This window comes from Curtobacterium sp. ME26 (assembly GCF_903970945.1).
GTDB classification, from domain to species: domain Bacteria; phylum Actinomycetota; class Actinomycetes; order Actinomycetales; family Microbacteriaceae; genus Curtobacterium; species Curtobacterium citri.
This window is the reverse complement of sequence record NZ_CAJCKG010000004.1, coordinates 124,149-131,189: the sequence shown is the minus strand read 5'-3', so window position 1 is coordinate 131,189 and position 7,041 is coordinate 124,149. Positions and strand designations below refer to the sequence as shown.

The following is a 7,041-nucleotide window of genomic DNA, read 5'->3' as shown; positions in this document are numbered from 1 at the left end:
CAGCTGACGCAGGGGTGCCCACGGGTTCGCCCAGTCCGGCGAGCCATCAACGTGCGCACACGCGCTGTCCGGACGCGTCGGTTTTGCGATCTCTGTAGGTACGGCGGAGGGCGCCCCCATCGGGTGATACCTGGATCTGAGCACACTGCCCCGGCACGGCGCTCTCCCGAGCTCAGATGTGGGAGCACCCCGCGACCCGCGCCAACGTCCGGACCCTGCAGGACCGCGGCGTCCACTTCGTCGGTCCCGTCGTCGGCGCACTGACCGGGGACGACGCGGGCATCGGCCGCATGGCCGAGCCGGAGGACATCGTGACCGCCGCGCTGGCGGTGCTCGACGGGCCGGTGGAGGCGAGCCGAGCGGAGGCGGGCCGAGCGGACGGGGGCGGGGCGCGCCTCCCGGCCGGTTCCGGGACCACCGCGCGGGGTGACCAGGGCGACCTGGCGGGCGTCCGTGTCGTCGTGAGCGCCGGTGGCACGCGCGAGCCGTTCGACCCGGTCCGCTTCGTCGGGAACCGCTCGAGCGGTCGCCAGGGCGTCGCGATCGCCGCGGACGCCGTCCGCCGCGGCGCCACCGTGACGCTGGTCGCCGCGAACGTCGACGCCGGTCTGACCGCCGGGCTCGGCGCGACCGTCGTGCCGGTCGGTTCCACGGAGGAGCTCGCGGCCGCCGTGCACGGTGCGGCCGCCGACGCCGACGTCGTGGTGATGACCGCCGCGGTCGCCGACTACCGTCCCGCCGAGGTCCGTGCCGAGAAGCTGAAGAAGGACGACCAGGGCGACACCATGACGCTCGAGCTCGTCCGGAACCCCGACGTGCTGGCCGACCTCGTCGCCGCCCGGCGCACCGGGCAGATCATCGTCGGGTTCGCCGCCGAGACCGAGCCCGACCGCGACGCCCGGATCGCGCTCGGTCGCGCCAAGATCGCCCGGAAGCCGGCAGACCTGCTCGTGGTGAACCACGTCGGGTGGGACGCCGGGTTCGAACGCGAGGAGAACGCGATCGAGGTCCTGGTGCCCGGCGGCGACGTCGTGCGGGAGACCTCGGGCAGCAAGGCCGACGTCGCCACCGCGGTGCTCGACCTCGTCGCCACCGCGCTGACCTGACCCGACCCGACCCGAGCGGACCTGACACTCGTCCGGGTCGCGGCGGGCACGATGGGACCATGCGACGACGCGAGCGCACCCGACGCGCCACCCGGACGGCCACGATGCTCGCCGTGCTCCTCGGCGGAGCCGGTGTCACCCACTTCCTGCGGCCGCGCGGCTACGACCGCATCGTCCCCGCGGGCCTGCCGCCCCGCATCACCACGCTCGCGTCCGGCGTGGCCGAGCTCGCCGTCGCGGCGGGCCTGGCGGTCCCCGCCACCCGGCGGGCGTCCGGGTGGGCCGCTGCGGCGCTGTTCCTCGCGGTGTTCCCGGCCAACGTGACGATGGCGCGCGACCTGCTCGACAGTCCGCGGTCCACCCGCGCGGCGCGGCTCGTCGCGGTGCTGCGCCTCCCCCTGCAGGCACCGCTGGTCGGCTGGGCCGTCCGCGTCGGGCGACACGCGGCCCGGCGGTGACCGCCACGTCGCGAGCGGCCGCCCCACTGCGCCACCGCCCCGTCGCCGAGCACGCGTGGGAGGACATCGTCCTCGCCCACTGGCGTCGCAACCCGGCCTCGCTCGAGCACCTCGTCCCGCGGGGCACCCGACCCGACGTCGTGGACGGCAGCGCCTGGGTCGGGTTGACCGCCTACGTCTTGCGGCAGACGGCGGTCCCGCCGTTCCCGCCCTCCCGCCGGCTCGGGTCGATGCGGGAGGTCACGCTCGAGATCCCGACGGTCGACCGACGTGGACGCCGCGGGATCACGTACCGGACCGTCGACACGGGCCACGTCCCGGCGATCGTCGCCGCGAACACGATGCTCGGGGTGCCCTACACGTACGCCCACGGGCGGTCGCGACGTCAGGGCGACACGCTCGACCACCGATCCGTGCGGCACCCCGCCCGTGCCGCCCACCCCGTCCGGTGGCTGCGTGACGTCCGGCACACCCGTCGGCCCACGGCACCGCGGCCCCGGCACGACGTCGTCCTGCGCGTCACCGCGGGTGGGGTCGTGGACACCCCGCTCGCAGCCGACCTGACCACCCGCGCCGGCATCCACGCCCGGCTCTTCTCGCGGACCGTGTTCTGGCAGCGGCAGCACGCGCCGCTCACGATCCGGTCGGCACGGCTCGAGCGGCTCACGGGCGACCTGCCCGACGCCGTCGGCCTGCCGGGGCTGTTCGACCGCGAGCCCGATTCGCTGCTCGTGGTCGACGGCACCACCGTCCGCTACGCGTGGGGGGACGTGGTCCGGTGAGCGACGACGAGCACGACCTCGACCGCTTCGTCCGTGCGCAGGACGGCGTGCACGACCGGGCGCTGGCGGAGTTGCGCGCCGGTCGCAAGCAGTCGCACTGGATGTGGTTCGTCTTCCCGCAGCTCGCAGGGCTCGGCAGGAGCACGACGGCCCAGTACTACGCGATCGACGGACCGTCCGAGGCGCGGGCGTACCTGGCGCACCCCGTGCTCGGACCGCGGCTCGTCGAGGCGGCGAGGGTGGCGGCCGCTGCTCCGGCGTCCGGAGCGGACGCCCTGTTCGGCGGCATCGACGCCATGAAGGCGCGGTCCTCCATGACGCTCTTCGCCCGGACCGCCGACGACCCGGCTCCGTTCCGCGCCGTGCTCGACCGCTGGTTCCACGGCAGCGAGGACCCGCTGACCGTGCGGCTGCTCGAGGGCGACGCCTGACCGGCGGAGCCTTCGCCCGCACACACCCCGGCGGCAGCTCTTTCCGCCGTTCCCGCAGCGGTACGGTGATCTCGCGCTCGCACCGCCTGGTCGGGCGCCGCCGACGTCCGTCCACCGACCACGAGGACACCCGCATGCCGGTCCCCAGCAGCGCCCCCACCGAGCACCAGCTGCTCCGCGACACCGTCCGCCACAAGATCCACGCCGCGATCATGGACGGCACGCTGGAACCGGGCGAACGCCTGAACGACGACGAACTGATCGCCTGGCTCGGCGTCTCCCGCACCCCGATCCGCGAGGCCCTGAGCCAGCTCGCCCGCGCCGGGCTCATCGAGATGGCCCCGAACCGGTACACCCGGGTGACGACGCCGGACCCCGCGCAGGTCGTCGAGGCGATGCAGACGCTCGGCGTGCTCTTCGGGGGCGTGGTCCGGCTCGCGGTGCCGCTCCTGACCGCGGCGACCCGGAAGAAGATCCTCGCGCAGCTCGACCGCACCATCGCCGAGCTCGAGGCCCACGACGTCCCGGCGGTGAACCGCGACGCCCTCGCCGTCTTCGGCCTGTACGTCGACGCCTGCGACAACGCGGACCTGCAGCGCGTCTGCCGGGACACCTCGGACGGCCTCGCCTTCCGCCTCCGCCTCCCGAACCTCGACGAGCTCGTCGACTGGGACCGGATGACGGCGGACTTCCGGCGGCTCCGTGCTGCCACCGAGGCGGGCGACAACGTCGCGGCCGAGCTCGCCACGGAGGCGATCCACCTGCTCCCCGGCGAGAAGCGCTGACACGACCTGTACCGTCGTACAGGAACACCGTCCGGGCGCCACCGGGAGCGGTCCACCGCGGCCGGTCGTCACGCTCGGACACGGCCCGTCGGGGACCGGTAGCATCGGCCGGACCCGCCTCGGGCCCCGCACGGCCCGACCCCGCCTCGACCACCCGGAGCACCGCATGAGCCACCGCCAGCCGGACCGCGCCGAGATCGCCGCACGCCTGGCCGCCGCGGTCGGCCGCATCAACCGGCGCGCCCGGACCGACTCCGCCTCGCTCGGGTGGGGCCTGGTGTCCGCGCTCGCGACGATCCAGACCGAGGGACCCCTGCGTCCCGGCGACCTGTCGCGGATCGAGGTCGTCACCAAGCCGACGATGACCCGCATCCTGACGGAGCTCGAGCAGCGCGGGTTCATCGCCCGGGAGGCCGACCCCCGCGACGGCCGCGCCTTCATGGTGTCGGCCACGGTGGAGGGCATCGCCGCCGTCGACCGGGCCCGTGCCGACCGCACCGGGATCGTCGCCGAACTCATCGCGGACCTGCCGCGCGAGGACGTCGAGGCGATCGCAGCGGCCCTCGGTGCACTCGAGCGCATCGGGCAGGGCGAGCGCGCCCAGGAGATTCCCACCTCCGCTCGCTGACGAGGCCGTTACCGAACCGTTACCAGGGGGCCGTCGGGCCGTCCTGCCAGCACTCCTGGACCCGATGCCCAGGCTGCCGCGTCATCGTGTCGGCTTCGCCCGAGCAGGCGGCCCCGCGCCGCCCGAGCGGCGGACGGACGGGCCCCACACCACCGTCCGGTCCTCCCCGGCTCGCGACTCCCCCCACGACGCACCGTGCACGCCCACCTCACCCGCGTGCCCGGCACCGCCGTGGACCGGGAGGCGCGCCCCAGCCGGCCGACCACCGGAACCGATGACCCAGAACACCGCAGAACCGAAGCGCACCCCCGAGCCAGGCAGCACCCCCGAACCCAGCGCGACCACCCCGACCACGCGTCGGCAGGCGCTCGACACCCCGGACCGCCGTCGCCGTCGCGCACTGCGCCGCCGCGCCCCCCTCCTCGTCGGGGGCGCCGCCGCCGTGGCACTCGTCGGCGGCATCGCGACCGTCGGCACGCAGCCCGCGATCGGCGAGGCGCTCGGCGTCCCGAGCGCGAGCGGCGCCGCCACCAGCAGCGCCCCGGCCCTGCACGGCGCGTCCCTCGACCGGGCCCAGGCGGCCGCGACCATCGTCACCGCGCGGACCGTGCTGGCCGACGCGAACGAGAAGACCGACACGACGACCCTCGAACGCCGGGTGCGTGCGCTGTCGGACTACCGCGAACTGTCCGGCGGCGCGATCACCGCGCGCATCGCGTCGACCGTCGACGCGACCACCGAGGTCGCCGACGCGAGTGCTTCGCAGGACAAGGCCGACGCGGACGCCGCCGCAGCAGCGGCGGCCCGGGCGAAGGCCGAGGCCGAGGCGGCGGCCGCCGCCGAACGCGCCGCCGAGGCCGCGCGGGCGCAGGCCGCGGCCAACACCGTCGCCGGCGCCAAGGCGACCGCGTCGTCGATGGCCGCGTCGCAGTACGGCTGGGGAGCGGCCCAGTTCCAGTGCCTCGACAGTCTCTGGACCAAGGAGTCCGGATGGGACTACCGGGCCGTGAACCCGAACGGCGGCGCCACGGGCATCCCCCAGGCACTGCCCGGGTCGAAGATGGCCACGGTCGCCGCCGACTGGCAGACGAACGCCACGACGCAGGTCACCTGGGGGCTGCGGTACATCAGCGCCGCCTACGGCACCCCGTGTGCGGCGTGGGCGCACTCGCAGGCGAACAACTTCTACTGAGCCGACGCGTGCCGGTCGTCACCGGTCGCCGGACGGGAGGCGCGGGGCCGGCCGGCACCGCGCCTCCCGTCCGCCGGGGCGTGGGTGGGTCAGCCCACCCGTGCGATGCGGACGTCGACCCGCGCGAGCGCGACGCCGCGAGCGGCGGCGGCCTCCCAGGCCGCCAGGTGCGCCGCGCGCGCCGTCGCGGGTGCGGGCAGCGACCCGTCCGTCCCGATCACGACGCGCAGCACGTCCTCGTCGAGCACCACCCGGGGTCCGGGGGTGCGCGCGGCGAGCCGTTTCGCGGAGTCGATCGCGCTGCCGAGGGTGGGCCGCGCCCGGTAGAGCTCCGCGACGCCGGGCACCGCGAGCACGGCCGCCTCGATCGCCGCGGTCGTGTCGTCGTCCAGGGTCATGCGCGGTCCTCCTCGTCGTCGTGCGGGTCGACCGACCCGGGCTGCGGGGGCAGCAGGTCGCGGACGCGCACGTCCACGGCCGCGAGGACCAGGTCGGTCTGCTCCGCGAGCACCGCGGCGACCGCGGCCCGTACCTGCTCCGCCACCGGGTGGATCGGCACCCCCGACCGGACCGCGAGCTCGACCAGCACCCGCACGGGCGCGTCGAGCTCGGTCACGTCGCCCTCGAGCGAGCACCGCGCGATCACGACCCCGGGCACGACGTCACCGGCCGTCCGGACCATCGAGCGGATCGCCCCCTCGGTCATCACCGGCCGCTCGGTCGGCGCGACCGGGCGGAGCGGGACGTCGCGACCGGCGCGGGCCTCGAGCGAGATGTTCGCGAGCACGCCACCGATCCACGACTCGTCCGCCGGTTCCTCGTGCTCCGCGGCGGCGTCGAGGGAGCCCATCGAGGACTGTCGGAGTCGCACCAGCGCGGCGAGGGCGTTCTGGCACGCGGCCGAGTCGTCGATGCTCGGGTCCGCCGGCTGCATGCCGGCGTCGAGGTAGTCGGCGAGCTCGTCGATCGTGTGGCCGTCGAGGTCCTCGGGCTCGAGGGTGTCGAGGCGCAGGTCGTCGGGTCCGGTCATCGCCAAGCCTCCATGAGACGGATCATGTTCTTCCTCGCGCGCGAGAGCAGTCCGCGCACCGTCGAGACCGGCAGGTCGAGCTCCTCGGCGATGTCCTCGTAGCGGTACTCGAGCACTTCCTTCATCACCCAGCACCGTCGCTGCGCCTCGGGGAGCTCGGCGAGCGCCGTCTCCACGGCCTCCTCACGGGACCGCGCCTCCGCGACCCGGTCCGGAGCACCGTCGTCGGGTGCCGCGACCTCGATCTCGGTGACGTCGTCGTGCACGCGTCGCGCACGGATCCGGTCGAGGCACTTGCGGCTGAGGATGCGCATGAGCCACGCCTTCACGCGGGCACCGTCGTCGAGGGAGTCGAGCCGGTTCCACGCCGTGATGAACGTCTCCTGCACCACGTCGTCGAGCTCGTCCGTCGAGCCGAGCGTGCGGCGGGCGTACGCGCGGAGCAGCGGCGTGTACCGGCGGATGAGGACCTCGAACGCCCGGACGTCACCGTCCGACGAGCGACCGGCGAGGACGGCGTCGTCGAGGTCTGCGAGGGGCTGGTGGGGCACGGGTTCCTTCTACTGGTCACGCCTCGGGGAAGTCTGGGCGTCGGTGTGACGGTCGGACGGGACGGATCGTCACGCGGC

Annotated in this window: 10 protein-coding genes; 7 read left to right on the top strand and 3 right to left on the bottom strand. The window is 75.0% G+C overall.

All coding sequences use genetic code 11. The features are described from left to right. The first annotated feature begins 176 nt into the window (after positions 1–176). The 7 genes from H7A69_RS02950 to H7A69_RS02920 all read left to right on the top strand — a co-directional run bounded on the left by H7A69_RS02950 (position 177) and on the right by H7A69_RS02920 (position 5,382). Complete coding sequence (locus H7A69_RS02950) at positions 177–1,106, top strand: phosphopantothenoylcysteine decarboxylase (protein ID WP_259346051.1); 930 nt, start codon at positions 177–179, stop codon at positions 1,104–1,106. A 59-nt stretch (positions 1,107–1,165) separates the two neighbouring features. Then, positions 1,166–1,564: a hypothetical protein gene (locus H7A69_RS02945; RefSeq protein WP_182045676.1), complete on the top strand. Its 399-nt coding sequence runs from the start codon at positions 1,166–1,168 to the stop codon at positions 1,562–1,564. Continuing rightward, positions 1,561–2,346, top strand: coding sequence for a DUF2071 domain-containing protein (locus H7A69_RS02940; RefSeq protein WP_182045675.1), 786 nt, complete (start codon positions 1,561–1,563; stop codon positions 2,344–2,346). The genes H7A69_RS02945 and H7A69_RS02940 overlap by 4 nt, the downstream gene beginning before the upstream one ends. Next, positions 2,343–2,777 carry a DUF1810 domain-containing protein gene (locus H7A69_RS02935; RefSeq protein WP_182045674.1) on the top strand — a complete coding sequence of 145 codons (435 nt, stop codon included), beginning with the start codon at positions 2,343–2,345 and terminating at the stop codon, positions 2,775–2,777. The genes H7A69_RS02940 and H7A69_RS02935 overlap by 4 nt, the downstream gene beginning before the upstream one ends. A 134-nt stretch (positions 2,778–2,911) precedes the next feature. Beyond that, positions 2,912–3,562, top strand: a complete 651-nt coding sequence (locus H7A69_RS02930; RefSeq protein WP_069713367.1) for a GntR family transcriptional regulator — start codon at positions 2,912–2,914, stop codon at positions 3,560–3,562. Positions 3,563–3,728: 166 nt separating this feature from the next. After that, the gene (locus H7A69_RS02925) at positions 3,729–4,190 is read left to right on the top strand and encodes a MarR family winged helix-turn-helix transcriptional regulator (RefSeq protein WP_182045673.1); all 462 of its coding nucleotides are present in this window, start codon (positions 3,729–3,731) and stop codon (positions 4,188–4,190) included. A 274-nt stretch (positions 4,191–4,464) separates the two neighbouring features. Then, positions 4,465–5,382 (top strand): phospholipase, encoded by a 918-nt coding sequence (locus H7A69_RS02920; RefSeq protein ID WP_182045672.1) that lies wholly within the window; start codon positions 4,465–4,467, stop codon positions 5,380–5,382. An 89-nt stretch (positions 5,383–5,471) separates the two neighbouring features. Here H7A69_RS02920 and H7A69_RS02915 read toward each other — a convergent pair whose 3' ends face one another. From H7A69_RS02915 to H7A69_RS02905, 3 genes are read right to left on the bottom strand one after another with little or no spacing between them, the layout of a single operon-like run. Continuing rightward, positions 5,472–5,780 carry a hypothetical protein gene (locus H7A69_RS02915; RefSeq protein ID WP_182045671.1) on the bottom strand — a complete coding sequence of 103 codons (309 nt, stop codon included), beginning with the start codon at positions 5,778–5,780 and terminating at the stop codon, positions 5,472–5,474. Beyond that, positions 5,777–6,412, bottom strand: coding sequence for a hypothetical protein (locus H7A69_RS02910; protein WP_182045670.1), 636 nt, complete (start codon positions 6,410–6,412; stop codon positions 5,777–5,779). Before H7A69_RS02910 ends, H7A69_RS02915 begins: the two co-directional genes overlap by 4 nt. Then, entirely contained in the window at positions 6,409–6,963 is a 555-nt protein-coding gene (locus tag H7A69_RS02905) for an RNA polymerase sigma factor (protein ID WP_182045669.1), read from the bottom strand. The genes H7A69_RS02910 and H7A69_RS02905 overlap by 4 nt, the downstream gene beginning before the upstream one ends. Positions 6,964–7,041 lie beyond the last annotated feature (78 nt).

What these genes read in the sequence shown, in the direction of transcription:
- H7A69_RS02950 (WP_259346051.1), top strand. Translation starts at nt 177, where the DNA reads ATGTGGGAGCACCCCGCGACCCGCGCCAACGTCCGGACCCTGCAGGAC.
- H7A69_RS02910 (WP_182045670.1), bottom strand. Translation starts at nt 6,412, where the DNA reads ATGACCGGACCCGACGACCTGCGCCTCGACACCCTCGAGCCCGAGGAC.
- H7A69_RS02930 (WP_069713367.1), top strand. Translation starts at nt 2,912, where the DNA reads ATGCCGGTCCCCAGCAGCGCCCCCACCGAGCACCAGCTGCTCCGCGAC.
- H7A69_RS02925 (WP_182045673.1), top strand. Translation starts at nt 3,729, where the DNA reads ATGAGCCACCGCCAGCCGGACCGCGCCGAGATCGCCGCACGCCTGGCC.
- H7A69_RS02920 (WP_182045672.1), top strand. Translation starts at nt 4,465, where the DNA reads ATGACCCAGAACACCGCAGAACCGAAGCGCACCCCCGAGCCAGGCAGC.
- H7A69_RS02915 (WP_182045671.1), bottom strand. Translation starts at nt 5,780, where the DNA reads ATGACCCTGGACGACGACACGACCGCGGCGATCGAGGCGGCCGTGCTC.
- H7A69_RS02945 (WP_182045676.1), top strand. Translation starts at nt 1,166, where the DNA reads ATGCGACGACGCGAGCGCACCCGACGCGCCACCCGGACGGCCACGATG.